Consider the following 26,058-nt stretch of genomic DNA (forward strand, 5'->3'; position numbering starts at 1 on the left):
CAGATGAAACTGACATCAGCATCAAGGACAAAGAGTTGAGCCATAGAGCTCGCAAGTGAAATTTTTAAATTCCGGATGCTTTTTCAACTCAAAAAAGAATAAAAATTAATGTCTAACTAAAAATATGTTCAAGTGAAAACATCAATTTTTAGAACAGCACTATTGGTATTTATATGGTATGTTCAGGGATACTCTCAGAAAATAGCAACCATCCTTCCATCTACCTACGACGTTATCCCTCTGGCTGGAAATATAGAGCCAATGAAACAAACATTAGATTCGTGGAATTTTTCAATTCAAAATATAACTGTTGAAAACTGGTCAGATCCTGAAATGAAAAAATTACAAGATGAAAAAACAAAACAAAAATTATTACAAAATGAAAATAAAAGCCAGGAAAATCAGATGGTACCGCAAGCTACAAGCACGGTTACACCCGTAGCCGGTAAAAGTTTTTCCGGATCAACCAATGGGCTCCCGCCATTTGATAATGGAACTGCAGTTTCCAACGGAAAATATATCGTACAAATGATTAATAAAAAAATTTTAATAACAGATACTTTGGGCACTTCTCTTTATTCTAATTCCTTAGGTTCCTTTTTTGGGTTTGGAACTTCGCCTTTTGATCCCAGAGTGATATATGACAGCTACAGTGATCGTTTTATTGTTATCGCCATCCCCGGAACACTTAAGATACATGTTGCCTTCTCGGCTACCAATGACCCTACAGGTAAATGGTACAAATATAATATAACTGCTCCCAATGAATCGGGATTCCTAGATTACCCATTTGCCGGGGTAACGGACAAAGATCTGCTATTTACAACTTTTGTAGTTGGCAACGACCATTCCCGCATTTATCAGGTTTCTAAAACCGATGGCTATAATGGCAAGCCCTTAAGAATGGAAACATACTTGCCCTCAACAAATAGTGTATGGGTATGCGTTGCCGGTCATGGTCGTTCCGATACTCCTTATGGCAACAAAGCCTACCTGGTAAGTTCCAGAACAGGAAATAAATCACTTCATTTAGTGGAAATCACAGACACTATTGGAGGTAACCCTTTGATGAATATTTATTCTATTCCCGTACCCATTTATTATGCAGCAGGTAAAGCCAGTCAGAAAGGGTCCTCCATTTTATTAAGCACCACAGCAGAGGCGCGTATGTTGAGCGCTGTTTTTTGTAACGGTATCGTACATTGCGTTCACAATACCGATCAGAATAACAACGGCTATAATGTAATAGGATATTACCGGATAAATGTAAATACGAAAACAGCCACACCTTATTATTTCTCACAGCCCAATAGCGATGTTTGTTATCCATCCGTTGCATTATTCGGCAGTTCTCAATCCGATAAAACGGTTGTTATCGGTTATCAGGAATCTAACAAAAATATTTATCCAAGTCTCTCTGCCGTAGTTTGCGATGACACAGGTAATTGGTCACTACCAATAAAATTAAAAGAGGGTTTAGGCACACTTGGCGGGTCTTCACGTTACGGAGATTATTCATCCATAACCCGTAAGCACAATGCGGAAAAACCTACTGCATGGTTTTCAGGAGAATATGGAGGTCAGGGCAATATTCGCTCATGCTGGATATCTCAAATAACTACTATCGGGACACTAACTTCTGTATCTCAATTTAATGAAAACAACTCTCTGAATATTTACCCTAATCCTCTCATAGAACAGTTCACTCTTTCATTCGATATAGAAAAGATGCAAACTGAAGCAAATATTTGTATTTACAATATGGAGGGTCAATTAGTAAAAATGCTATTTGAAGGTCCACTTATGGCGGGTAAAAATGAAATGCGCTTTGATAAAACAGCGCTCGCTTCAGGTGTCTATTTTTTACGTATAAAAGGTGCTCAGGAATTATTGCAAAACAAAAAGATAATAATTAATCAATAAAAATGCCGAACTATTATGAGAGCCCATGAAAACCCTGAATAATGAGGAATTGCAGTACTCCCTGACCAATTCAATACCCTCCTCTCTCACTCAGCGTAACAGCACCCCATATTTCCGGATACATTGTTTTCCTTTAAAGGAAGAACCCAACTTTAAACGTAAGATTAAACAATTTCCTAATTTTTTTTAATGATCAAAATCATTCTTTGGTAAGGCGTTCTTATCGTCCTTTGTAAAAAGGTGTAGTTAACCAAACATGGATACGATAAGGGTTACAAAAGAATTTTATTTCGAAATGGCTCATGCGCTTTTTGGGCATGATGGTCCATGTAAAAACATACATGGTCATTCATATAACCTGTCGGTTTGTATTATTGGGAAGATAAACAATCGGGAGAACGACCCAAAAAATGGAATGTTGCTTGATTTCTCGGACTTAAAAGAGATCGTGAAATCGCAAATCATTGACAAGTTTGATCACAGCCTGGTTCTCAATGCCAATTCCCCACATAAGGACTTTGTAAAATCGGACTTCGGAAGTAAGTGGAATGAAAAAATCATTCTGGTTAATTATCAACCAACCTGCGAAAATTTATTAGTAGACTTTGTAAAAAAAATAATGCTTCAATTACCCGGAAATGCAAAACTCCACCATTTGCGGTTAAGAGAAACTGCAACTTCCTTTGCCGAGTGGCATGCCGGTGATAATATATAGTGAAAATGGATACCCTGATCAGTAAATATAATGTTGCCGCTCCCCGGTATACCAGCTATCCGACTGTTCCATATTGGGACGTAAAACCACCGACAATTGATGAATGGATAAAGTCAGTCAAATTTTCATTTGACAAAAGCAATCAAAAAGACGGAATAAGTATTTATATCCATCTCCCCTTTTGTGAGAGCCTATGTACCTATTGCGCCTGCAATACACGCATTACAGTCAATCACAATGTTGAATTACCCTATATTAAATCCATTCTTAAAGAATGGTCAATGTATCTCAACGTGTTCAATGAAAAGCCACGAATCAAAGAGATCCATTTAGGAGGGGGGACTCCCACCTTTTTCAGTTCGGAGAACCTGAAGCTGCTTATTGATGGCATTTTGACAACAGCCATTGTGTGCAAGGAGGCCGAATTCAGCTTTGAAGCACATCCAAATAATACAAATAGCAATCATTTGAAGGCTTTGTATGATCTTGGGTTCAGGCGAGTAAGCTTTGGTATACAGGACTTTGATCCCAAAGTACAGAATATAATCAATAGAGTTCAAAGCTATGAGCAAGTGAAGAGTATAGTTGAAGAAGCCCGCACTATTGGCTTCACATCAGTAAATTTCGATTTGATTTATGGTCTTCCCTTACAAACAAAGAAAAGCATTATTAATACAATAGATAAAGTAAAACTGCTAAAGCCGGACAGGATTGCCTTTTACAGTTATGCACACGTTCCCTGGATAAAGCCGGGACAAAGAAAATTTACGGAAGCCGACTTGCCTATAGATGTGGAGAAACGGATTCTATATGAAACAGGAAGAGGACTGTTTAACGAAGCGGGTTACGAAGAAATCGGGATGGACCATTTTGCGCTAAAAACAGATTCATTGTATGAAGCGTCTGTTTCGGGTAAACTGCACAGAAATTTTATGGGCTATACGCATAATTACACTCAGCTGATGATAGGCCTTGGAGTATCGTCCATTAGTGACACATGGTACAGTTATATGCAAAATGTTAAAAAGGTTGAGGACTACCAGGGACTTATCGCCAAGGGAATATTTCCCGTTTTCAAAGGACATTTATTAAGCCAGGAAGATTTAATATTAAGGAAACACATACTCAATATCATGTGTCGTTTTGAAACGAACTGGAATAAGGAACACCAGCAGTACAAAGGGTTATCTAATGCGTTAGATCGCTTAAAAGAAATGGAAAACGATGGCTTGATTACAATATCGCCCAATCATTTAAAAGTGAATAAAAACGGAATAGCTTTTCTGCGAAATGTTTGCATGGCGTTTGATGCAAGGTTATGGGAAAACTCGCCAAAAACACAAATCTTCAGTTCCGCAATGTAAATCCAAATGGTTTTGCTAAGCTACTTTCACTCCTTCTGAAAAATAAAAATTGATGAGGTTATTTTTCAATGCATCAATTTCCTCTGCCATTCTGCTCTTTAAATCCTCTGCCTCATTTGCCATTTTCGGAATAAGTTGTTTGTAATATTCTATTCCTTGTAAAAGATTGGACCTGAAAGATGAAAAATACTTTGTTTGTTTTTCAGTCAGCGTGTCAATGTTCTTTTCCACTTCTTCTTTCAGGTAGTCAATATACATTTTCAGTTCTTTAATAAATGCATGGGGACGGTAGGATGAATTCAGAATATTTAAACGCCCGTATATGTGACCAACCATTTCCTCCAATGAAAACACTTTTGAAAAATAAGCCAGATTGGGCCCCGGGCATATTGTTACAGCCTCCAGGCGGTGAGATACAGGAATATGATTCTTCAAAAGAACCGAAGAGGAAAGTCCTTCACACAAGCAATCTTTTGCAGTTATCTCATCGAATCTTCTTTCAAATTCGCGATGGTTTAAATTAAGTTCAGATAGCTCTTTTACCTTCTGATTTTGATATTCACGGGATGAAACACAGATCGGGGTTGTAGTAAATTCCGTATTGAACGCAAGGTATTTCTTATAACAGGGACTGCCTGCTCTCATTTTTTCAATCCGCATTTTTCGCTGTTCTTCTGAAGAGCTTTTTCTGAAATTATTAAAGGGTATTCCTAACGGAGATGCATGGCTCAAAAAATAATCTTCTTCTTTTGCACTGGCGAGCTGCCGTAATGTGGCATCATCAACATTAGTGGCTTCAGGAACGAGGAGAAAAGGACTCCCCCACCCCGTTCCATCTACGTTATAATATTCGCGCAAAAATGCATCTTCTTTTGCAGTACCGATACCCCCCTGAACCGTAATACGAATATCCTTCAGAGGCGGCAACTTGTTGTAATTTTTTTCCTGTAGCGCCCGGTTACAGATTTCAAGCAATTCGGAAGTCAGTTCCTGTTTTCTATTCTTGAATTCTTCCAGAATTGGTCCCAGCAGATGACCTTCCGTTGGAAAAGCATGGCCTCCGCAATTTAATCCCGACTCAATACGAAATTCGGAAATCCACAATCCTTTTTTCGAAAGAAACTTTCCCTGTATAAGTGCTGACCTATAATCACTCACTTTCAGTATAATTTTCTTTTTAATGTTTCCGTCAGTATCCGGAAAGAAATCGCTGAATGTTTCAGCATAAGCAAATAAACGGGGGTTAAGTCCGGCCGAAAAAACCATAGATGAGGAAAGGTCACTATTGGCAAAACCACGGAGTGCAGCCAATGCATCAGAGTATTCGGGCGGAAGCAGAACATTGTCTTTGGAATAGTTCTGGTTATCCAGCTTAGTCATGATATTTACATCAATTGCACCTGCCGTAATTTTACCCCGCAATTGTTTTTGAAGTAATTCCCTGGCTTCCCCGCTTGTCTTTGTCATTTCCGAGTAGAGTTGTTTAACAGGAGAATGATCGGGAAGAAGTTTAAAATATTTTACAATATCCATCCCCTCTTCAAAAGGTTCTTTTTTCATCGCTTCCACTTGCCTGTTTACAATGCGCTGGAGCAGGTTAAGGTACGATGTAATCCGCCTGGCTCTATGGTCAATATCCTGCTGGGGTATATGAACATATACTTCGCCTGATTGCTTGCAATAAAATTCGCGCATCTGTTCAACTAAAATATCCTGTATAATGGAAACAACGGATGAAATACCGAACCGGGCCACCTTTACCGGGGTGTCGATTGTATATCCTAATCCCATGACGGGAATATGAAAGGTGTGCTGAGGTATATTATTCATTTATGAATTTATAAAATGGAAGTCTCTCTTACCTTGTATTTATCCCTTCCTCATATTGGAAAAGCGAATGTACATAATGTATTATCCCCAAAACATGATGCTGGTCATAGATTTAGGAGTATATAAATACCAGCTATTTTCTTATAGCAATGCAATATGGATCAACAGACACTTCTGTTTTCCAGCCGGGGACCAACTTTAATGTAACCATATCAATGATCGTTATATAGCCGTTATTACCATTGCATAGTGTAGTATGGTGAGGGGCCCAACTCACCGGGGAAATATTCCGGTTGGCAACCCAAACACAATTATTGTCGTCATCTACCGCAATGCCCCTTGGCTGGTATCCCGTAAAAATATCTGCAACCATTTTCTGTGAATGATAATTTATAACATTTACCCGGCTTGTTGTTTGGATATTCGCGGAATCTTCCATGCAACTTACGAACAGATACGGAAAAGTATTCGAGAACGACATTAGTTGGGGCACTCCTGTCGTTTTAATACTACTCAACAGGCTGTCATTAGACGCATCAAATATTCGCAGCTCGTTGGTTCCCTGACAAGTAACCGCATATTTCGAGTAATCAGGAAAATATTTGATCGTATAAGGCTTATAAATTCCATTGGAATAAGGCAGTGTGCCGGGTTGCAATACAATAGGGTTAATGTCAGGATTTTGAGGATCCGACAAATTAATTTTGTAAATATAATTTCCCTGTTGAGATGTAATATATACTATACTGGCATCGTAGTTTAAGGCACAACCGTGGGGATAAATAAGCAATCCGCTTCCCTGATATGTTGCAATAATCTTCATGTTTTCTAAATCAATTAAGGTCGCTTTGCCGTTTCCACTGAGATGGGTGGTAATGCCTGTCTTTGAATCACCGGAAATATCAATGGAGTGCCAGCTATAATCTGATAAGACAATTTCACTCACCTTTGAATTATCACTTGTCCTGAATTTCTGAAATAAATTACCGGCATAAAAGGACACATAAATATATTGCCCGTCCGGGGAAATAATCATGTCATGAGGAGCTTCGGTTTGCAATGAATTCCCCACATTAATAGCCCTCATTATTAATTTGGATTCCGTATCAAAAACCGTAACCAGATCACAGCCCTGATTGGCAACAAACAATTTTTTACGATTAATATTACCGGCAAATTTAATTTCCCCTTTATCATTCGGAGCACCTTTGTTTATCCATTCCCTTATTGTAATAAATTCATCTTTACTTAAAGGTTGCTTATTCAGGGGCATTGTTGGATACAGTTTTGGTCCAAAATCGTTATACGTATTTATTGAAAACAAAAGAAAACTTAAATCTGCACGGTACGGGATGACAGATGAATTAGCTCTGCTCCCTTTGAACAATGCCTCCCATGATGATAAATCAAGGCCGGCACAGGCATAGGAACTGACGGAATTGTGACAACCACTCACCGAACATCGGCCAACAACAATTTTTCCTATTTGCTCCGGATATCCATCGTAATCCGGAGTAGCTTTATAATGTGTGCATGAAACAAACAAAAAAGACACAGCCCAAAGAATATGAAAAAAATGATTACGTATGATATTCAACATTTGAGTGAATACAAAAAATTAGAAATTACTTTAAAACGGATTTTTGAAATCAGGATTATTAATAAAGATTGTGTCGGTTAATGTTTTTAAGAATTTAACAAGATTGGCTTTTTGAACAGGAGTAAGGTTAAGTCCATATTCCTTGGCGGGCTTAGTCATTAATGGATCCACGTTGGGGGAGTTCCAATGAACTCCTGAATTGTAAAATTCAACTACTTCTTCAAGCGTCTGATATCGGCCATCGTGCATATAGGGTGCGGTTAGTTCAATATTTCTTAATGTTGGGACACTGAATTTGCCCTTATCATAATTGTTGCTGGTAACAAGGTTCCGGCCAAGATTTGCGCCGGTAAGGGTAGAATCTAATCCATTATTATTAAAGGTATTACTGGTAAATAGCGGGTACCCATGGCAATGAAAGCAATCACCTCTTTCAGTAACAAATGTTTGAAACCCATCCATTTCTTCCGGGGTAAACATAATTTCGTGCCTGACCATTTTGTCGCACCTCGATTCAGAAGAGATCATTGTGCGCATAAATTGTGAGATTGCGTATACTATTTTTAGCTGAAGCTCGCTATAAGTGATAGTTGAAAGATCTGATATACTAAACGCTTTATTAAATAGCAATGGATATTGCGGATGTTTTTTAAGTTTCTGCACCAGACTTGCCATATTTGTATTAAAAAAATCGGGGCCGAAGTCTCCCAGACATAAACGGTCTAATGTCGGCTCAGATCCATTCCAGTTATAGTCGGTATTCCAGGCCAGATTAATGTGTGGAGGAACGCTTATTTTTTGTCCCGTTTTTGTTGTAAAAAAAGGCGTCGAGTATGACCTTTCGTTTTTGTGACAAGTAGAGCAGGATAATCCGTTGCTCGAAAGGATCGGATCATAGTACAGCATCCTGCCAAGGCGAATTCCCTCTACTGTCAATGGATTGTCGGCTGGAATAACAGGCTGGGGAAATCTTTTCGGAATTGTTAACGTATATGGCGTAGCAGTACAAACTATATCCGCATCCCTCCTGCAAGAAAAGACGATGATAATAAAAGCAATAATTACAAGTGAATTCTTTTTCATGTACAGTAATCCGCCTCATTTATTTTGGGTAAATTCTTTTGGAGGGCTATCACTATTCTGATGAATTCAAAAACTAAAAACATCAGTACCATTCTCTGCAATTTTTTTCATAGCTACGGCATTCCCCATTATGTAATTACCGTCAACATTAAAATCAAACACATGTGGATCACGAAACCACTCATTTATATTCATTACAATGCTAACAGGTGTTTTTGTGTCAGTTGATATTGTAATAGGCTTATATAATTTAACATGTATAAGACAATTGTTGGTGCCGAGATGCATATTGTAACCATAAGTTCCGGATGAGTCTTTATAATAACCTTCCAATTTCAGAAAATGATAGCCGCCACCCATCATCTGAGGCCACTGCATATTAATGTTTTCCGGAGTAACGGCAAGGGTATCTGAGATATTATGTATTGAATCAAGTCCAATGTTAAATTTTAGCCCTATGTAATTCCCCGCGGGAATATTTGTTAAAGTCAATTGATTTGTCTGAAATGTCAGAGCATCCATATATTGATAGTCTTTTAGCAAATAACCACTGCTATCGGCTTTTATCAAGCTGATCTCTGAAAGATAATATACCAGCCTGGTTATACTATAATCATAGCCGGCCTGAGTTTTGTACATAAAATGATTGGTCATAAAAACATCGCTATCAACCTTATAGCTAACTGATAAATCGATCCCCTGAGATGGCGGTGCTGGATTTGCCGGGCGCTGGCTTTCCTTTTTACATGAAAACAGAAAAACCATAAATATACATACCGGCACATAAATAAATTTAATACGTACGGGAGAGCAAGCGGAATCACTTTTAATGAAGAGATTATTTATAATTTCAAACGGGTTAGCATCATTTATAACATACATCCGGGCATCTTTAAACTGAGCGATATTTTTATTCCTTATGCGCATCATATATATTCTTGAAATCAACAATAAAACATTAATTTTTTTGTATTCAAAATGAATTTTATTTGCGGGTGAATTTTAATTTGAATACTTTTTTAATATCACTCCACCACTCTACAAATGGATTAATCATTTCGTCTCCAAAGGACTGCTTTATGTGCCCATTTACGCCGAATTGAATATTTTCAACTCCTTTGGATGGTTTCCAGGTTGAGAATAATATATCCCAAAGAGCAAAAAGTGAACCGAGGTTAGACTCCTGCAAATCGGGATCCTTGCTATGATGCATCTGGTGTTGTTTTGGGCTTATCAGCAACCGTTCCAGGAAGCCAAACCCAATGGGGATATTTGAATGCCTGAGGTTCGCTCCCAGGATATTGGATACAAAAACAAAAAAACTGGCCCCAAATAATTTTGGAAACTCGAAAAAATCGTTGTACAAAAATAAAAAACCACCGGTAATCAAAGAGTATACCAATAAATAACGGATATGAAACAATATCATTTCCAATGGGTGAACCCTGAATAATGTGAATGGAGTTAATACTTCCGCGGTATGATGCATCTTATGAATTTTCCATAAGAACGGATAATGATGTACCAGGTAATGCAATATAAATCTTGAAAAGTCAGACACGACTAAAAAAATTATTGAATACCAGACAACTCCCCAGGAGGTAAGAGGGATCTTTAAAGTGCAGTAGCCAAAGGTCCCTGTAAGCCAATGATAAAACTTAGTGGCCAATAATAGTCCGCTTGCAAATATAAGTGGCAGGACAGAGATTTGTAAAAAATGGTTGGATAACCATGCAAGATAATCAACTCTTGCCGACAAAGAAAACCACAGTTTTGGATGATTGTCAGTCAGCTTGTTTCTCTTCGAGAAAATTATAAATATCAAAGCATAAACAAAACACAATGACAAGTAAGGCCAGTAAATCCGCCTCTCTGGACTTACAAATTGCTTAAATGGCAAATTGTCCCAAACCCAAAATAATGTATTTGTTAAATCATACTCCTTCATATTTCGCTGGTATTAACCACGCCCTATGGATTACATGTAATAATGTTACCTGCAAATGAACAATACCAAAAACTCAGGTATCAGCGTTCAACATAGAAAAAACAACAACTGCAGGAAACCATTCAACCCCGGTTCCTGAATATCATACTACAAATCCATTCTTTCGAAGTTATCATGCAGATCTTAATAAAACTATGATGTAAAACATGGTTTTTAGCCACATTTGGAGTTGCCGCAGTTTTTACATTTAATACATCCTTCCTCATAAATTAATCCATCGGGACTTCCGCACTCATTGCATTTATGGTCAACCGCCTTTGTGCCGTCCGGAATGAATTTTTTCAATGCACGTTCAACTCCGGTTTTCCATGTGTTTATCGTATCGCTATATAAATGGAGATTTTCAATAAGCCCAACGACATGAGGCAATGGCATTCCATGCCGCAAAACACCTGAAATGAGTTTCGCATAATTCCAATATTCCTTATTAAAAGAGCGTGAAAGCCCCTCAATGGTAACGCGATAACCTTCTTTATCCATATATTGAAAATCATAACGTTTACTTCCGTCCTCTGCTTTGTTTTTTATTACCCAGCCTCTCTCAAGCCATTGAGGAATACTAAAAGATTCCTCCGCTCGTCCTGTAAAAACTTCATAAGGTTTACCATTTATAACTCCTACAACGGCAATCCATTTTTCGTCATGATTCATAAAGCGTACAATCTCAGCTTCCAACGTTTTGGGCCGTTTCGGAGGTTGTGTTTCCTTTATGTCCACTGATTCCGGTTTCTTTTCATTGGAAACCAATACGCCCGTTCTTGAACCATCACGATAAACAGTAATTCCTTTCAATCCGTTTTTCCATGCTTCAAGGTAAATTTTACCTACCATATCAACGGACACATCATTTGGAAGATTTATCGTTGAACTGATAGAGTGAGTAGTATATTTTTGAACAGCAGATTGCAATTCAATACGTTTCTTCCAATCAATCTCAGGCGCAGTGGAGCCCTGATAAGGACTTTTTGAGAGGTCTGATTCGCCGGTTGTTTCCATCCAAAGTCTTAATTTATGATGATAAACAGTAAATTCCTGCCAGGCATCTCCCATCGGATCCACAAAATCAACTTTCACATTTTTATCCTGTGGATTTACTTTTCGTCTGCGTTTGTATGAAAGCATGAATACTGGCTCAAGCCCGGAAGATGATTGAGCCAACATACTAAGTGTACCAGTCGGAGCAACTGTACTTATAGAAATATTTCTTCTGCCAAATTTCATCATGCGCATGTAAACCTTTGGTAAATCTTTTTTCAGCATTTGAACAAATTCCGATGTGTTTTCAACCGTAACATCGAAATCAGAAAATTTCCCGCGTTCAATTGACATGTCAATTGAACTATCAAACTCCGCCTCGCATTTTGTTTTCATTATTTTCTCAACTTCCGCAATGGCCTCTGCTGAATCAAATTTTAAACCTAACCCCGCCAATGTGTCTCCAAGTGCCGTAAACCCCAGGCCTGTTCTTCTTCCCTTTTTTCCAGCGTTGTAAAGAAGTTTCCAGGTATTTACTTCCACTTCCTTAATGTAATCGGGCTCCGCGTCACTTTCAATTTTCGCCATAATCCTTTCAATAGCTTCCAGCTCAAGATCAACAAGATCATCCATCAACCGCTGCGCCTCATAAGTGGTTTCATGAAATTTTTTGTAATTGAATTTGGCTTTAGACGTAAACGGCTTTTCAATAAAATTGAATAAGTTAAGCGCAATCAGTCTACAGCTGTCTCCACCCTGCATCGCAATTTCCGAACAGGGATTGGTGGAAACATTTTTAAACCCCGGATATACAGAAGATGTTGAATAGTAATGCTGCCTGTCCCAAAATATCAAACCGGGTTCAGCCGTACTGTGTGCGCATTTTATTATTGTATTCCACAATTCCTGAGCTTTCACAACCTTAGTGTATTTTGGTTTGGCCGCATCAATTGGCCAGCGCAAAGTATAGTCGGCATTATTCGATACTGCATTCATAAATTCATCCGACAAGCGGATAGAAATATTTGCACCGGTAACTTTTGACAGATCCTGTTTAACAGTAATAAATTGCTCCACGTCCGGATGCGCGATATCGATCGTAATCATTAATGCTCCTCTTCTGCCGTTTTGCGCTACTTCTCTTGTTGTATTGGAAAATCGCTCCATAAATGACACTGCTCCTGTTGTAGTTCCGGCGGCATTTGAAACAGACATTCCGGCCGGCCGCAGTGTCGAAATATCAATTCCCACTCCGCAGCGCCTTTTAAACAGCTGTGCCAATTGCTGGTCGGTATAAAATATTCCGCCATAAGAATCATAAATTTCCGGAAGGACAATGCAATTAGAAAGTGATGCTATAATATGCGGATTTCCTAACGACGACATCACGCTCCCTTGTGGAATTATATATTTAAAATCTTTAAAGTAGTTGAATATTTTTTTCTCATCAAGAAATTCTCTTTCCTGTCCGTACTTCGAAAGATATTTGAAGCTCCCGTTCAGGTGCGACTTTTCCTTATATTCTTTTTCTTTTCGCGCGAATTGCTTCGCCATTCGCAAATGCATGTCGTCCGGAGTTAGCTCAAGAAATTTTTTGTTCTTGTCTTTCATGGCATACTTATTCATCCAGGTTGAAGCTGCAAGCTCGTCCCCGTCAAAATAGGCGATACATTTTTTTAGCACTTCCTCGTAAGAATGCGTGCCGGCGCTATTCTTCAAGGTCTTTTTAGGCATTTCAAGAGCTATCATAATTAAATTAGTTTGATTTTATACTTGTGGAATAAAATAGTGATGCAAATTAAGTTATGAAATATGGATATTCCTGAATCGAACTTTCAACTTTTACACATTGTTTTGAACACTCATCTTTCATCATGTTTTTACATGATTTGAATCATGAAAAAGTGTGACAGGAATCATTTAAATATATCCGAACAAAAAATATATTTAGCCAGAGTATCGTTTATAATGTTTCAAGAAACTCTGTTATTTAATAAAATAATTTTCGGCCCCCTGAAGAGCAGGAGGCTTGGGCTGTCTTTGGGCATTAATCTTTTACCTCTGAATTCAAAACTTTGTAACTTCAATTGTATCTATTGTGAATGCGGATGGACCGGGAAAAGAGGCCCGACCCGGAATACTTTCCATGCAAGAAGTACAGTGAAAACATATCTTGAAGAGGCAATGATACAACTAAAGTCAAAAAATATTTTTCCGGACGCGGTTACATTTGCAGGAAACGGGGAGCCGACCATGCACCCTGAATTTTCAAAAATTATTGATGACACCATTGAGCTGAGGAATGTATATTTTCCAAATGCAAAAGTCGGAGTACTGACTAATGCAACTATGCTTAATAGAAGCAGTGTAGTCGAAGCATTAAAAAAGGCTGATCGGAGAATCCTGAAACTGGATGCGGGCGGAGAAGACTTGTTTCAAAAAATTAATCAGCCACGTTCGCGGAGATGTTTGAGCTGGGTGGTTGATCATTTACAATATTTTAATGGAGATATGATTGTGCAATCAATGTTCCTCAAAGGGATACATAATGGAAATCCTGTTGACAATACAACGGACGAAAACGTAACCGCATGGCTGAAATTGCTGGAGGAAATTAAGCCCAAACAGGTCATGATATATTCCATTGATAGAGTTCCCGCGGAAAAGGGCCTGGAAAAAATCCATAAAGAAATACTTGAGAGGATTGCAATGAAAGTCCGCGAAATCGGAATTGAAGCAATGGCAAGCTGAATTTTTTTAAAATAATTTCCCTGTTCCTTTTCCAACGGGTAACATTCGTGAATATTGCCTTCTGTTTTTTTCTTCTATTATCAGTCGCAACTCCCTGCTCATTTGACCGGCAATAGCGGTATTCTCCGCGGCTCTTCTGATCAGGTAAGGAATAACTGATTTAACCGGGCCATAAGGAAGATATTTGGTAACATTATATCCTGACTCAGCCAGGTTGTATGTAATATGGTCACTCATGCCATAGAGCTGCGAGAAATAAACATGCGGGTGATCATTCGCAAGATTCAGCTCTGCCATTTTTTTGATAAGATGAATCGCACTCGCTTCATTGTGTGTACCTGCACACAAAGTAATAATATCAATATTTTCAAGGCATATGTCAACCGCTTTATCAAAATCAGAATCGGTTTTTTCTTTGCTCGGTTGAATGGGCGATTTATATCCCATTTTAGTTGCGCGGAGATTTTCTTTTTCCATGTAAGCTCCGCGAACCAGCTTAATACCAATGGAAAATTTATTGCTTTTTGCTTTTTCTATGAGTTTCTGAAGGTATGCAATCCGATCCCAACGGTACATTTGGAGAGTGGTAAGCACTATCGCTGATTTTCCATTATTCATCTCCATCATTTCTTCAGTTAACATATCAATGGTATCCTGTATCCAGCTTTCCTCCGCATCGAAGTATACAGGAACATCGCTTCGGGCAGCATAGGAACTGATTTCTATAAGTCTTTTTTTCAGGCGCTGAAATTCTTCCTCTTCTTCTTTACTTAATTTTTTCCTGCCATTTAATTTTTCAAGCAGTCCAAAACGGGCTATTCCTGTAAGCTTGACACTGGTATATGGAATTGCCGGATTGTCTTTCGCTAACGTGATAATCCGTAGAATTTCATTCTTTGTACTTTCAAAATCTTCCTCACTTTCTTTTCCTTCAACCGAATAGTCCAGAATAGAACCAATATGCGATTGGCTCAGCTTTTTCACAACATCTTTACTTTCTTCAATAGATTCGCCCCCGCAAAATTGTTTAAATATGGTTGCCTTAATTGGCAGCCTGACAGGCAGGCCAACTTTTATAGCGAAAAGGGTCAAACTTGAAAATAGTTTTACAAGCAAAGGACTTCCCATTAACTTAAAGAGCCAAAGTGAACGCTTTAATTCCCGGGTATCCTTTGTTATAAAAGCCCTTTCTGTATTATCAAATGAAACTTCTGAATGTAGCATGGCTCTTTATTATCATTTATCATTCCCCATCGCAATTGAGGAAAGTGCATTCATGTTATTTACGATCAGCACCCGATTGTGAACTGAAAGAATTTTCCGGTCTGTAAATTCGAGCAATACTTTGTACATATAGTTTTTAGTTGTACCGACAAGACAAGCCAGATCGTTAATAGAATAATTGATATACATATTTTTGTCATTCTCTGATTGCTTTTGCGATGCAATAGAAATTAATATTTCAGCACATTGTTCTTTTATACTTTTCCTTGAAATGCTGGTGATGCGTTGTTCAACAAAATCCAGTTTTACGCACAACTTCTGCATTAACTGAACAAAAACCATTGGTTTGTTGTTTAATAGAAGTTTGAGATCAGATGCAGGTATAAAGCAGGCATTAACCTTATTCATCGCAGATGCGGAAAAGGAAAAAGTTTTATCATTGATGAAGGAATTTAAGCCCACTACATCGCCTGATCTGGCAGTCCATAATATAAATTCTCTTTTGCGGTTTCCCTTTTTGGAAACCTTCACAATGCCACTTTTGATGCAATAAACTCCTGACACCTGATCCCCCGTTTTCACCAAATATTCACCTTTGTTATATTCCTTTTCCTGTTTATTTGTCGCTATTTCACTTTGGGACAACCGGCTTTTAAGCCCTGAAAAATTGCTAAGCCAGCAATTGGCACAACAAGGAGAACCACCTTTAGAAACAATTGCGCCTTTTGCAGTATCCATTAAACAGGGTATAGTTTTAACTACAATGTTACCTATTGAAATACCCTAAAACAATGATACGAGTCATAGAACTGTGAAAGTTTGCATGAAAATTTTCTGTTTTTTTGATCTGCGTTAATGTAAAAAACGATGGGCATGAAAAACCGGAAATCAATATTGATTGAGAGAAATCATGCCAGTTGATGATCTTGGTCATATAATTACTATTATCCAAAATGCAACTTTGGCTATAAACATATATACTATATGATTTCTGTTGGAAAGGCAAAAAAACTTATACAAAATAATTCAGGTGCACTTCCTTTATCTGATGTTAAAATTGCAGATTCTCTCGGATGCTTTCTTGGGGAAGACATCGTTTCGCCGTTGAACTTACCTCCGTTCGATCAATCAGCAATGGATGGTTACGCGATAGTATTTTCGGATTACACCGGGAAAAGTAAGATAAAAATCAGTGGAGAGATCCAGGCTGGCAAGTATTACAAGGGAAAACTAAAGGCCGGACAGGCAGTAAGGATATTTACCGGAGCCTCTCTCCCAATGGGAGCGGATACTGTTGTTATGCAGGAGAAAATCAGTTTAGCAGATGGATACCTGATCATTGATGATGCACTTCTCAAGCGCGGTGCGAATATCCGAAAAGCAGGATCTCAGGTTAAGAAAGGTTCAATTGCTCTGCCGGAAAGAACAATTATTACTCCCGGGGGAATAGGTTACCTCGCGGCAATGGGAATTACATCTGTAAAAGTGACTCCAAAACCTTCGGTAAGTGTCATTGTTACAGGAAGCGAACTGAAGAAACCCGGAAACTCTTTATCTCCAGGACAGATTTATGAATCGAATTCCTACGCGGTTGAAGCCGCATTACAATCCATTAGCCTCAAAGTGAAAAACAGGTTTTTGGTAAAAGACATACAAAAGGAAGTATATAATACAATAAGAAAAGCCATAAAAATCTCTGATATAGTTCTGATAACAGGCGGCATTTCAGTTGGTGATTATGATTTTACGGGAAGATCACTGGAAAAATTTGGTGTAAAAAATATTTTTTATAAAATAAAGCAAAAGCCGGGGAAACCTTTGTTTTTTGGAAAACACGGCAAGACTTTGATTTTTGGGCTGCCTGGCAATCCCGCAGCTGTGCTTAGCTGCTTTTATGAATATGTATATCCGGCGATAAGATCAATACAAGGATTTAAAAATGTTTTTCTGCCACAAATTCAATTGCCTATTTCTACCGATTATCCCAAAAAAAAGGGGCTTTCCTTTTTTCTGAAGAGCAAAATATCGAACAACTCTGTTATTCCTCTTGAAGGGCAGGAATCCTTTATTTTAAGCTCATTCGCAATAGCTGATAGTTTAATTTATTTACCGGAGGAATGTGAAAACATAAAAAGGGGGGAAATGGTGGAAGTTCATAGATTACCCGGGGTGTGATAAAATTAAAATATGATCGAAATCATTTTATTCGGACGATTGAATTTCCACCTTTGCAGGGTAAAATATCAAAGAAAAAGACATGTTTGCTGTAAAGGGAAGCATATGGATAGAAAGTAATAAGGGTGCCTTTATAGGCATGGGGAGGATAATTTTGCTTGAAAAGATCAAGGAACATGGTTCTATAACTGTTGCAGCAAAATCCATGAAAATGTCATACAGGCAGGCGTGGGAGCTGGTAGATTCAATGAACAAACTATCAAAATATCCCCTTGTCATAAAATCTTCAGGAGGTACCGGCGGCGGCGGCACAAAAGTTACAAAGGAGGGCGAAAAAATTATTGATTTATTTACGGATCTGAATAAACGGTTTCACAAATTTAACGAGGAAGAGAGTAAAAAACTTAAACTATGATTTTTTTTAAAAAGCGTTGTTTTGAAAAATGTATAACGATATATGCCTGAACAGAATATAATGTTCTTATTTATGCCTTTGCTTTTTATTGTTGCGTTCCTATACGCTTCAGTGGGGCATGGTGGAGCCAGCGGGTACCTCGCTCTAATGGCATTATTTAGCTTTAATCCATCTATCATGAAATCGTCCTGTCTTATATTAAACATCTTCGTCTCACTTATTTCCTTTTATCAATATTACCGGGGAGGGGATTTTAAATGGAAATTGTTCGTCCCATTTATTATTCTATCCGTTCCCGCTTCATTTATTGGTGCTTATATTACATTGGATGCAGTGATCTATAAAAAAATATTGGGCATCCTGCTTGTGTTTCCAATTCTTCGCCTTGTTGGTATTATTGGTAAGGAAAGTGACACCATTAAAGAAGTACAATGGCTGTGGGCTATTATCATTGGTGCAATTATAGGTTTGCTCTCTGGCATGATTGGAATAGGAGGAGGAATAATATTAAGTCCGGTAATATTACTGTTACACTGGGGAAATATGAAACAAACTGCGGCTGTTTCCGCTTTATTTATTTTTTTAAATTCTATCGCGGGTCTAACCGGACTATTATCAAGAGGAATTACAATTGATAACAATATATATGTATGGTTACTTATAGCTACCGCAGGAGGCGTCGCAGGAGCTTATATAGGCAGAAAACAACTCAGCAACAACATATTAAAAAAGATACTTGCACTAGTATTGGTTATTGCAAGTGTTAAGCTTTTAACAACCGGAAATAAATGATTAAAAAAGACATAACAGGCATTATACTCGCCGGAGGGAAAAGCTCAAGAATGGGCAGCGATAAGGGCATGATCCAACTGAACGGGAAAAGATTTATTGAACACATACTTGAGGCACTTATCCCCAATGTCAGCGACATTATTATTATCGCTAACAATGATAACTACAATAACCTGGGTTATAAAGTGTATGAGGATATTATAAAAGACCGTGGTCCGCTTGGGGGAATTTATACCGGGCTAAGGAACAGTAAGACAGAAAACAATATTATTGTTAGCTGCGATATTCCGTTTATCAATAGTGGTTTGATAAAGCACATCATTAAAAATATGGGTAGGACGGATATTTCTGTGCCTGTGTTTGAAGGAAATACCGAGCCTTTGTGCGCTGTTTACACAAAGGAAATCACCGGCAAAATCAAGGATCTTATCATAAATAATGAACTGAAGATTCATAACGTACTCAAACATTTTATCACAACTGAGGTACACATCACAAACAAACTTGATTTTTACAATAAGCGGTTACTGGCGAATATTAATACGCCTGAGGAACTAAAAACATCAAAAGAAGGTATACTATGAATACTCGTGTAAGGTTATTCGGCTCATTAGTGGAAATGGTTGGTAAGTCCGAATTAAATGTTAGTGGTTGTTCGGATACCCAGGCGGTGAAAGATAAGCTGAGCAGCGAATTTCCTCAATTAAAGAAATGTGAATTTTTAATTTCAGTTGATAAAAAGTTAGTGAAAAATAATCAGAAGCTTGAGCCCGGAAATGAAATTGCCTTTTTACCACCATTTGCAGGAGGTTAAATGTTAAACAAAAAAGAAATATCACGTTATAGCCGTCACCTGTTACTTCCCGAAATAGGATTGGCGGGTCAGGCGAAAATCAAACAGGCTAAAGTATTGGTAATAGGCGCGGGAGGGTTGGGATGCCCTGCACTCCAATATCTTGCAGCAATGGGGTTTGGGGAAATAGGCATTGTTGATTTTGATAAAGTTGATGAATCGAATTTGCAACGACAAATCCTGTATTCTGTTGAAGATATAGGGAAATTAAAAGCTGAAACTGCCGTTTCAAGACTTTCCAAACAGAATCCATTCGTAAAATTTAACACGTATACCGTCCGGCTTGATAATCAAAACGCGCTTAACATTATTTCAGATTACGATGTTGTTATTGATGGAACCGACAATTTCGCAACCAGATACCTTGTGAACGATGCCTGCGTAATTATGAACAAGCCGCTGATTTACGGTTCAATTTATAAATTCGAAGGACAGGTGTCCGTTTTAAACTATACTGATAGTTCGGGTAAACCAGGTCCCACATACCGTTGTCTTTTTCCCACTCCGCCACGACCTGGAAGTGTTCCCGGCTGTTCCGAAATTGGGGTTCTTGGAATTCTACCCGGCATTATAGGCACTTTTCAGGCAACTGAAGCAATAAAAATTATTTCGGGTATTGGCAATCCGCTCTCCGGGCGCCTTTTGCTTTTTGACGCACTTGCTATGAGCTTTTTGGAGTTAAAAGTCGGCAGAAATGCAGAGTGGATTAACCATGCTCCAAAAACGAGAGAGGAGTTTCTTAATACAGATTATGAATATTTCTGCGGGAACAATATCCCTGAACCTTCCGCAAAATCAATTTCAGCCGATGAGCTTCAATCAATTATCGGGAACACTTCAGAAATTCAACTTCTGGATGTCAGGGAACCCTTCGAAGAACCACAGGTAAATGAACTTGTTGACCTGCAGATACCTCTTGGAGATATACCTGACAAGACATATTTAATCTCAAAAAATAAAAAAGTAATTGTTTTTTGCAGGAGTGGACAAAGGAGTAAGCGAGCTATTGAACTGCTTGAAAAGAATTTCGGTCACACCAATCTTTATAATTTAGAAGGTGGAATTATGGCATGGATTAATATCCCTCATCCTCCCCGGAAGAAGAAGGAGGCCGTACATATAAAATAAGACAAAGCAATGAAATAGTCATATACCGCTGGTATACAAACCGACATGAGTATATGACGTATTCCATATGACAATTGAAAAATTAAAAAATATGCACGATGAAAGAAAAGAAGAAACATAAAGTTTTTGTAAATGGGCCTATTAGCCCCCTGTTTATTGCGGATTCAATTGCCAAACACAGCACCAAAACAACTATTGGCGCCCATGATATTTTTCTGGGACAAGTGAGAAACGATGTGATTGAAAATAAAATAGTCCAGGCCATCGAATATTCAGCTTATGAGGAAATGGCAGAAGAAAAATTTCATGAAATACGTGAAGCGGCTTTTGCAAAATTTGAGCTTACATGCATGCACATATATCACAGCAGAGGTAAAGTAAAAGCCGGCGAAATTTGTCTTTTTGCTTTCGTTTCTTCTAAACATCGTAACTCTTCTTTTGAGGCCTGCCGATGGATTGTTGAAGAGATAAAAGCAAATGTTCCGATTTGGGGAAAAGAAATTTTTGAAGACGAAACTTTTGTGTGGAAAGAAAATAGTTAGCACTTAGTAAGATGATTCTGTTTGTATGTATTTCACTTCTGTTTTTATACATATTATCGCTGCGGCCATCTGGATTGGAGGAATGGTATTTTTTGCCATTGTACTTCTCCCTGCTATTAGAAAGCATCCCGAAAAGGCAATGCTTATTCATGCGGTGGGTTTGAAATTCAGGCTGGTCGGATGGCCCGTTCTTTCTTTGTTATTAATTACAGGTTTATACAATATACATATCAGGCAGATCCCGTTGTTAGAGTTAACGGATAGCAAATATGGAAGATTGATTTTGTATAAGCTGATACTTTTTCTGACAACTATTGTGATAAGTGCCATCCATGATTTCTATATTGGCATGAAAGCAACTGAGATATGGATGACACACAACAATGAAAATGACCCCGGTGGGTACCGCGCCTTTGCACGATGGGCCGGGAGAATAAATCTTCTACTTGCATTAACAGCCGCCGGAATAGGTGTGGCATTTGTAAGGGGATTATAAAACAATTATTATGGTTAATGTAACACACAAAACAAGTACACTCCGGCAGGCAATCGTAACTGCTATTGTTAAAGTCAGCAAACAGGGAACAATCGCCGCTATTAAAAACAAAACAGTTCCCAAAGGCGATGTTTTTGAAATGGCAAAAACAGCCGGTCTGTTTGCCGTAAAACGTACCAGCGACATGATTCCGGATTGCCATCCATTGCCCGTTGAATTCACCGCCGTCCGTTACGAAATAAGTGGTCTTCAAATTCATATTGAAATGGAAGTGCACACTATTTATAAAACGGGAGTAGAAGTTGAAGCTATGCATGGCGTTTCAGTGGTTGCGCTTACTATGTATGACATGCTGAAACCTATTGACAAAGGGATTGAAATTACCTCCATTAAACTGAAAGAAAAAAAAGGCGGCAAATCTGATTTCACTGATAAATTCAGAAAGGATCTGAAAGCGGCTGTAATTGTATGTTCCGACAGCATCTCTGCAGGTAAAAAGGAAGACAAGGCCGGCAAGGCAATCATTCAGAAATTAGAAGACTGCAAAGTTACGGTATCAGATTACTCTATCATCCCTGATGAAAATGTGAACATACAAAACAAGGTTAAAAAACTTTACAAGTTGAAAAACGACATCATAATTCTGACTGGTGGTACCGGGCTCTCACCGCGTGATGTTACGCCCGAAGCGATACGTCCTTTGCTTGACAGGGAGATTCCGGGAATTATGGAAGCGGCTCGAAATTACGGACAAGACCGCACTCCATTTTCCATGCTTTCAAGGGGAGTTGCAGGAATGAAAGGCAACACACTTATTCTTGCGCTGCCGGGCTCAACTAAAGGAGCAAAAGAAACAATGGATGCATTGTTTCCTTATATATTACACATTTTCAGAATTATTGAAGGCGCTCAACATTACTCATAAAAAATAAAAAATGACTATAACAGATTTCAGCGACAATTATCTCATGTACGAGAACATGTCAATTTGGGAGATAAAATCAATCGATGAATTTTTTAAGGCGCACGAAAGTATGCCGGAAATATTTGAAAAAGAGTATGGCTTTCCCTACGACAAACGAAACGAACACAATGCATTTAAAGATTCGGACATTATGGTCGTTTCAACCCTGTTAGATAATTTTGGAGACAAATATTTCTTCGTTTTTTCGAATAACGATAAGCACCATAATGACCTTAAAGCCATCCAGGATAAGAAGGTAATAAACTTCGGCATGGATATTCATGTTATTCATCCGAAAAGGATTTATGTACTGGAAATGGACAAAACAAAGGATATGAAAATGTATGATCGTTAAGTGCTATGGCAGACCGTTCGATATTTAAAAACAATCTCAGGTACCACCGAATTATTGTGATCTGCATTGTGCTTTCTTATATCTGGATTCAATATCAATATAGTTCCGGAAATTGGAATTATTCAAATGGCCAGCCAAAGATTAATGGCCAGCATGTAAATGGAACTGATGAAGGACCCTGGACTTGGTTTTATGAAAATGGCACGAAACAAATGCAGGGAAATTTTGTTCATGGAAAACGGAACGGGATATGGACAATATGGGACAAAAACGGAACTAAATTGAGTGAAAGTACTTATCAAAATGATAAACTAAACGGAAAGTTTATGCGATGGTATTCCAATGGGAAAATAGAAAGTGAAGGTACTTATTCAGATGATAAACTAAATTCGGTTACTTACTATAATCCTGATGGATCTTTGCGTGAAACGCAATAAATTTTGTTGCTCATCTCGTAACACAAACTTGTTATTTTCTCAGCAAGAAATTCTGCATGAGCAATTTCTTCAGACCAAACTCAGCTCAATTGTATTTAGATACCTTCGAAAAATTAGCCAAACTGATTCCGGCTACAGCCGATGCAATAAGCCGGATGGTATCTCTCATTCCCTAATCTAAAGCTGCGAATGTGCTTGCCAATTGCGGAAAGGAGTGGTATTTGTAACCTATTTTATTTTCATTCTTATTCCTAAAGACAATCTGTCTTTTTGATAAGGAGCTTATTTATAACCAGGATCAAAAGAATACCCATTTGGATTGTTTAAAGGGTGATTGGTATTTTTATCAAATGGATCATTGGGTCTCATAATAGGATCCTCCTTTGATATAAAATTTAAAATATTTTTACAACCCAAGTAAATTTGCCAATGGTCTTTATATTTCTTTCGTTACTTGTATATTCATCAGACAAAACCAAGGAGAATAAGTTGGTGTAATCGTTCGGTAAAACAGGAAGAGGCATCGGTGAATAAATAGGGAGTGATTATTCTCAAACCTTTTTTTGCACTGCTTTTTCACGCACTATTTCCGCAAAAGGCCTATTCTCTATTTTGCTATCTAACCAACTAATAAAATCAAATTCTTCTAGCATCTTTCTTTCGTCCGGGTCATTCAATAGAGGGGATAAACTACTTCTAATTTTTTTAAAAAATTGAATTAATTCATTATTATCATTTACATCAGGAAGTTTCTTAAAATATAATAGCAACAGCTTTTCGAATTTATACAAATATTCTTTTTTATACAGTAGTCTATAAGTAGATTTAATCAGATACTCTAAAGTGTGAAGGTTTCCCATTTCAAAATGCAAAATGATATTTACAAATTGTGCAAGGCTGAGAAGATCTTTCCGTATTGAAACATTGCCCTTATTCAATATTTCATTAATACATTTTAGTGCTTTGTGATAATCTCCTACTCCAAAGTAACTATAAAACATATTAAAAGAAAGGATCAATTCCACCAATACAAGCGTATCCTTTCTGTAAGGTTCTTGAAATACGATCTCATGGATTTTGTCAGAATAAATTGAAGCTGAGTCAAATTCTCCTTTCTTGAGGAATAGGTTGATGAAATTTATATACGCTCCTATAAGCGTAGTAGAATCTTCTTTTAAAATAAAGTAAACTGTTCGAGGGTTAATTATTTTTTGAAAGCACAATTTGGCTTCGTTTATTTTATTTAGTTGAATTTGAGTATTTAGCAGATTGTCCAACGATCTAAAATATCTTCTTCTGTAATGCTCATCAAGTAAAATATTTTTGCTTTCTAATTCATATAACTTCACCAAAGCCTTCCTGTGTTGATAGCTTGCTTCGTAATCACCTCTTATATATTGATAAAATCCTAAAATCTGATGTCCCCATTTTTTCTCATCTGTCGTAGCATGTTTAAAATCTATAGATAAAAGAGGATGTTCGATTATATTTTTGAATTTAGATTCATGCACAATAGTTCTTATCTGTCCGATTTCTTGTGCATATAATGTCAGCATTTTAGAATCAAGAATCCTATACTCGTTATTTTTCGCAATCTTTTCACAGATAGATTGATATTCCTCAAAAAGTTTCTGCCCCTCAGACAAAGATACTCTCCTATCACTTTTTTCCAGCTCAATTATCTCTAACAAAATGGAATACCTTTCAAATTGATATGCTTGTTTTTTGGATTTGCTGATTATTTTTCCAAATGGATTCCACAACTTCTTCTCTTTCAAAATCTTTGCGCTTGCTATCATTTCATATAATAAGCTGTCAATTGTTTTTCCCGAATTATATTGCCGTAATGATTTTAAAATAAGCTGATATAAATAGTGTTTTATCCTGGGAAATTGTTGAATTGTTTTTTTATCCGGGAATTGATTTTTTATTGTCTCTTCATTATAAATGGTTTGCTTATCAACAAGCTCAAAAATTTTCAGATAGATTTTATCTTCGGATGAGGAGTAATAGTTTGCATAGATTTTAAAATACCCCTTTTCAGGAATAGTTAAGGCTTTTATAAGTTTATGTAAGCTATCGGAAGCTGTTTTTGACATATAATAGTTATTGTATTTATATATCATCTATATACATTCAAATTTAGTAAAAATTACATATTTTAAGCATATTGGTTATGTAATAATAAATTAATTTAGTTTTTGTTTCACTCATCATAGGCTCTATTTTTAATGTGTTCTATTAGTAGATTTTTTTAAGTTGTTCAAAATATCTCTTATGGAAATGAAAACATGAAATGGTCATGAGCTAGAATGAAGCACACCAACCGAGGATGAATATTTAACTTCGTGCAAAACATGAAACGTAATGCAAGAAATAAAATTCAAACAGGTTGTAACAACCGGTTGCGGTATAGATGTCCATAAGG

At 37.5% G+C, this 26,058-nt stretch carries 24 protein-coding genes; 15 read left to right on the plus strand and 9 right to left on the minus strand.

Going from position 1 to position 26,058, the window contains the following annotated elements; translation table 11 throughout:
- Positions 1-132: 132 nt before the first annotated feature.
- The 3 genes from HYU69_17020 to hemN all read left to right on the plus strand — a co-directional run bounded on the left by HYU69_17020 (position 133) and on the right by hemN (position 4,002).
- Positions 133-1,923, plus strand: a complete 1,791-nt coding sequence (locus tag HYU69_17020) for a T9SS type A sorting domain-containing protein (GenBank protein ID MBI2272043.1) — start codon at positions 133-135, stop codon at positions 1,921-1,923.
- A gap of 256 nt (positions 1,924-2,179) precedes the next feature.
- Entirely contained in the window at positions 2,180-2,638 is a 459-nt protein-coding gene (locus HYU69_17025; GenBank protein MBI2272044.1) for a 6-carboxytetrahydropterin synthase, read from the plus strand.
- A gap of 5 nt (positions 2,639-2,643) precedes the next feature.
- Positions 2,644-4,002, plus strand: coding sequence for an oxygen-independent coproporphyrinogen III oxidase (gene hemN, locus HYU69_17030; GenBank protein MBI2272045.1), 1,359 nt, complete (start codon positions 2,644-2,646; stop codon positions 4,000-4,002).
- 15 nt (positions 4,003-4,017) lie between these two features.
- Here the strand turns inward: hemN and HYU69_17035 are convergent, their stop codons facing one another.
- The 6 genes from HYU69_17035 to HYU69_17060 all read right to left on the minus strand — a co-directional run bounded on the left by HYU69_17035 (position 4,018) and on the right by HYU69_17060 (position 13,232).
- The gene (locus HYU69_17035) at positions 4,018-5,832 is read right to left on the minus strand and encodes a hypothetical protein (GenBank protein MBI2272046.1); all 1,815 of its coding nucleotides are present in this window, start codon (positions 5,830-5,832) and stop codon (positions 4,018-4,020) included.
- A gap of 133 nt (positions 5,833-5,965) precedes the next feature.
- Positions 5,966-7,432: a YncE family protein gene (locus tag HYU69_17040; protein ID MBI2272047.1), complete on the minus strand. Its 1,467-nt coding sequence runs from the start codon at positions 7,430-7,432 to the stop codon at positions 5,966-5,968.
- 30 nt (positions 7,433-7,462) lie between these two features.
- Positions 7,463-8,515, minus strand: coding sequence for a cytochrome-c peroxidase (locus HYU69_17045; GenBank protein ID MBI2272048.1), 1,053 nt, complete (start codon positions 8,513-8,515; stop codon positions 7,463-7,465).
- Positions 8,516-8,581: 66 nt separating this feature from the next.
- Positions 8,582-9,445, minus strand: a complete 864-nt coding sequence (locus HYU69_17050; GenBank protein MBI2272049.1) for a hypothetical protein — start codon at positions 9,443-9,445, stop codon at positions 8,582-8,584.
- Positions 9,446-9,500: 55 nt separating this feature from the next.
- Positions 9,501-10,274, minus strand: a complete 774-nt coding sequence (locus HYU69_17055; protein ID MBI2272050.1) for a sterol desaturase family protein — start codon at positions 10,272-10,274, stop codon at positions 9,501-9,503.
- 402 nt (positions 10,275-10,676) lie between these two features.
- Positions 10,677-13,232, minus strand: coding sequence for an adenosylcobalamin-dependent ribonucleoside-diphosphate reductase (locus HYU69_17060; GenBank protein MBI2272051.1), 2,556 nt, complete (start codon positions 13,230-13,232; stop codon positions 10,677-10,679).
- Between the two features lie 234 nt (positions 13,233-13,466).
- Here HYU69_17060 and HYU69_17065 point away from each other — a divergent pair, with 234 nt between their 5' ends.
- Positions 13,467-14,249, plus strand: a complete 783-nt coding sequence (locus tag HYU69_17065; protein ID MBI2272052.1) for a radical SAM protein — start codon at positions 13,467-13,469, stop codon at positions 14,247-14,249.
- A 6-nt stretch (positions 14,250-14,255) separates the two neighbouring features.
- Here HYU69_17065 and HYU69_17070 read toward each other — a convergent pair whose 3' ends face one another.
- Positions 14,256-15,473 (minus strand): proline dehydrogenase family protein, encoded by a 1,218-nt coding sequence (locus HYU69_17070; GenBank protein ID MBI2272053.1) that lies wholly within the window; start codon positions 15,471-15,473, stop codon positions 14,256-14,258.
- A gap of 12 nt (positions 15,474-15,485) precedes the next feature.
- Positions 15,486-16,211, minus strand: a complete 726-nt coding sequence (locus HYU69_17075) for a Crp/Fnr family transcriptional regulator (protein MBI2272054.1) — start codon at positions 16,209-16,211, stop codon at positions 15,486-15,488.
- Positions 16,212-16,457: 246 nt separating this feature from the next.
- Between HYU69_17075 and HYU69_17080 the strand changes: the two genes are divergently transcribed.
- The 11 genes from HYU69_17080 (at position 16,458) to HYU69_17130 (ending at position 23,630) form a co-directional block, all read left to right on the plus strand.
- Positions 16,458-17,648: a molybdopterin molybdotransferase MoeA gene (locus HYU69_17080; protein MBI2272055.1), complete on the plus strand. Its 1,191-nt coding sequence runs from the start codon at positions 16,458-16,460 to the stop codon at positions 17,646-17,648.
- Between the two features lie 82 nt (positions 17,649-17,730).
- Positions 17,731-18,063, plus strand: coding sequence for a LysR family transcriptional regulator (locus HYU69_17085; GenBank protein MBI2272056.1), 333 nt, complete (start codon positions 17,731-17,733; stop codon positions 18,061-18,063).
- 42 nt (positions 18,064-18,105) lie between these two features.
- Complete coding sequence (locus HYU69_17090) at positions 18,106-18,855, plus strand: sulfite exporter TauE/SafE family protein (GenBank protein ID MBI2272057.1); 750 nt, start codon at positions 18,106-18,108, stop codon at positions 18,853-18,855.
- Positions 18,852-19,439 carry a molybdenum cofactor guanylyltransferase gene (locus tag HYU69_17095; GenBank protein MBI2272058.1) on the plus strand — a complete coding sequence of 196 codons (588 nt, stop codon included), beginning with the start codon at positions 18,852-18,854 and terminating at the stop codon, positions 19,437-19,439. The genes HYU69_17090 and HYU69_17095 overlap by 4 nt, the downstream gene beginning before the upstream one ends.
- Positions 19,436-19,669 (plus strand): MoaD/ThiS family protein, encoded by a 234-nt coding sequence (locus HYU69_17100; GenBank protein MBI2272059.1) that lies wholly within the window; start codon positions 19,436-19,438, stop codon positions 19,667-19,669. Before HYU69_17095 ends, HYU69_17100 begins: the two co-directional genes overlap by 4 nt.
- Positions 19,670-20,836: a molybdopterin-synthase adenylyltransferase MoeB gene (gene moeB, locus HYU69_17105; GenBank protein MBI2272060.1), complete on the plus strand. Its 1,167-nt coding sequence runs from the start codon at positions 19,670-19,672 to the stop codon at positions 20,834-20,836.
- Between the two features lie 98 nt (positions 20,837-20,934).
- Positions 20,935-21,378 (plus strand): molybdenum cofactor biosynthesis protein MoaE, encoded by a 444-nt coding sequence (locus HYU69_17110; GenBank protein MBI2272061.1) that lies wholly within the window; start codon positions 20,935-20,937, stop codon positions 21,376-21,378.
- A gap of 25 nt (positions 21,379-21,403) precedes the next feature.
- Positions 21,404-21,874, plus strand: coding sequence for a CopD family protein (locus HYU69_17115; protein ID MBI2272062.1), 471 nt, complete (start codon positions 21,404-21,406; stop codon positions 21,872-21,874).
- Positions 21,875-21,884: 10 nt separating this feature from the next.
- Entirely contained in the window at positions 21,885-22,799 is a 915-nt protein-coding gene (locus HYU69_17120; protein MBI2272063.1) for a bifunctional molybdenum cofactor biosynthesis protein MoaC/MoaB, read from the plus strand.
- Positions 22,800-22,809: 10 nt separating this feature from the next.
- Complete coding sequence (locus tag HYU69_17125; GenBank protein MBI2272064.1) at positions 22,810-23,193, plus strand: hypothetical protein; 384 nt, start codon at positions 22,810-22,812, stop codon at positions 23,191-23,193.
- Positions 23,194-23,249: 56 nt separating this feature from the next.
- A complete protein-coding gene (locus tag HYU69_17130) occupies positions 23,250-23,630 on the plus strand; it encodes a hypothetical protein (protein MBI2272065.1) in 381 nt (126 codons plus the stop codon).
- Between the two features lie 551 nt (positions 23,631-24,181).
- On the opposite strand, the gene HYU69_17135 is transcribed toward HYU69_17130, so the two are convergent.
- Positions 24,182-25,729 (minus strand): hypothetical protein, encoded by a 1,548-nt coding sequence (locus HYU69_17135; protein ID MBI2272066.1) that lies wholly within the window; start codon positions 25,727-25,729, stop codon positions 24,182-24,184.
- Positions 25,730-26,058: the final 329 nt, after the last annotated feature.

It is taken from the genome of Bacteroidota bacterium, from assembly GCA_016183775.1.
Lineage (GTDB): Bacteria > Bacteroidota > Bacteroidia > JABDFU01 > JABDFU01 > JABDFU01.

Bases quoted from the DNA above. Each gene is read 5' to 3' on its own strand.
- HYU69_17080 (MBI2272055.1), top strand. From the start codon at position 16,458: ATGATTTCTGTTGGAAAGGCAAAAAAACTTATACAAAATAATTCAGGT.
- HYU69_17115 (MBI2272062.1), top strand. From the start codon at position 21,404: ATGTATTTCACTTCTGTTTTTATACATATTATCGCTGCGGCCATCTGG.
- HYU69_17100 (MBI2272059.1), top strand. From the start codon at position 19,436: ATGAATACTCGTGTAAGGTTATTCGGCTCATTAGTGGAAATGGTTGGT.
- HYU69_17090 (MBI2272057.1), top strand. From the start codon at position 18,106: ATGCCTGAACAGAATATAATGTTCTTATTTATGCCTTTGCTTTTTATT.
- HYU69_17125 (MBI2272064.1), top strand. From the start codon at position 22,810: ATGACTATAACAGATTTCAGCGACAATTATCTCATGTACGAGAACATG.
- HYU69_17045 (MBI2272048.1), bottom strand. From the start codon at position 8,515: ATGAAAAAGAATTCACTTGTAATTATTGCTTTTATTATCATCGTCTTT.
- HYU69_17070 (MBI2272053.1), bottom strand. From the start codon at position 15,473: ATGCTACATTCAGAAGTTTCATTTGATAATACAGAAAGGGCTTTTATA.
- moeB (MBI2272060.1), top strand. From the start codon at position 19,670: ATGTTAAACAAAAAAGAAATATCACGTTATAGCCGTCACCTGTTACTT.
- HYU69_17085 (MBI2272056.1), top strand. From the start codon at position 17,731: ATGTTTGCTGTAAAGGGAAGCATATGGATAGAAAGTAATAAGGGTGCC.
- HYU69_17025 (MBI2272044.1), top strand. From the start codon at position 2,180: ATGGATACGATAAGGGTTACAAAAGAATTTTATTTCGAAATGGCTCAT.
- HYU69_17065 (MBI2272052.1), top strand. From the start codon at position 13,467: ATGTTTCAAGAAACTCTGTTATTTAATAAAATAATTTTCGGCCCCCTG.
- HYU69_17040 (MBI2272047.1), bottom strand. From the start codon at position 7,432: ATGTTGAATATCATACGTAATCATTTTTTTCATATTCTTTGGGCTGTG.
- HYU69_17050 (MBI2272049.1), bottom strand. From the start codon at position 9,445: ATGATGCGCATAAGGAATAAAAATATCGCTCAGTTTAAAGATGCCCGG.
- hemN (MBI2272045.1), top strand. From the start codon at position 2,644: ATGGATACCCTGATCAGTAAATATAATGTTGCCGCTCCCCGGTATACC.
- HYU69_17075 (MBI2272054.1), bottom strand. From the start codon at position 16,211: ATGGATACTGCAAAAGGCGCAATTGTTTCTAAAGGTGGTTCTCCTTGT.
- HYU69_17035 (MBI2272046.1), bottom strand. From the start codon at position 5,832: ATGAATAATATACCTCAGCACACCTTTCATATTCCCGTCATGGGATTA.
- HYU69_17120 (MBI2272063.1), top strand. From the start codon at position 21,885: ATGGTTAATGTAACACACAAAACAAGTACACTCCGGCAGGCAATCGTA.
- HYU69_17095 (MBI2272058.1), top strand. From the start codon at position 18,852: ATGATTAAAAAAGACATAACAGGCATTATACTCGCCGGAGGGAAAAGC.
- HYU69_17135 (MBI2272066.1), bottom strand. From the start codon at position 25,729: ATGTCAAAAACAGCTTCCGATAGCTTACATAAACTTATAAAAGCCTTA.
- HYU69_17110 (MBI2272061.1), top strand. From the start codon at position 20,935: ATGAAAGAAAAGAAGAAACATAAAGTTTTTGTAAATGGGCCTATTAGC.
- HYU69_17060 (MBI2272051.1), bottom strand. From the start codon at position 13,232: ATGCCTAAAAAGACCTTGAAGAATAGCGCCGGCACGCATTCTTACGAG.